Source organism: Phaeobacter sp. HF9A, from assembly GCF_011806385.1.
In the GTDB taxonomy this organism is placed as follows: domain Bacteria; phylum Pseudomonadota; class Alphaproteobacteria; order Rhodobacterales; family Rhodobacteraceae; genus Epibacterium.
Window position 1 is genome coordinate 1 of the sequence record NZ_JAATOX010000262.1, and the last position, 501, is coordinate 501.

The 501-nt window shown below is 59.7% G+C and carries 2 protein-coding genes; both read left to right on the top strand.

Annotation, left to right across the window (positions count from 1 at the left end; genetic code table 11):
- Positions 1–194 (top strand): hypothetical protein (locus HCZ87_RS20910; RefSeq protein WP_217701984.1); only part of this gene is annotated, 194 nt, incomplete at its 5' end.
- Positions 195–340: 146 nt separating this feature from the next.
- The coding region (locus HCZ87_RS20795; protein ID WP_303048866.1) for a peptide chain release factor-like protein at positions 341–501 on the top strand (161 nt) is incomplete at its 3' end.

Consider the following 501-nt stretch of genomic DNA (forward strand, 5'->3'; position numbering starts at 1 on the left):
CCCTTCCGTCTGATCGTTGCCCGTTTGACGGGCGCAAAACCCGCGCACGCCTGATTTCGCGCGAATTTCATTTGGTGATCCGAGATTTCCGTGTCACGCTGTCCCTAACAGCAACAGTGAGAAAAGGAGGTGATCCAGTGTCAAGAAAGGGATTGGAGCAAGAGGCAGCAACAACCGGAGCGGCCCGCCCCTGAGGCAGCCCTCTCTGGCAGCGGCCAACCGGCTGGGCCATGCGCCCTAACCTGCCTTTGCTCACAGATACTTTCGTCAAGGGCCGCGCCTTCGGGGGGCGGCCCTTTTCTTGTGTTCCTTCTGACATCAAACAGTTATCCTCTGGCCCATGCTGCATATCAGTGACGACATAATCCTTCAGGACTGGGAGCTGACCGAAAGCTTCATGCGCGCCTCCGGCCCCGGCGGGCAGAATGTGAACAAGGTCTCCTCCGCCGTTGAGCTGCGCTTTGAGGCCGAGCGCTCTCCGCATCTGCCCGCCCCGGTAAA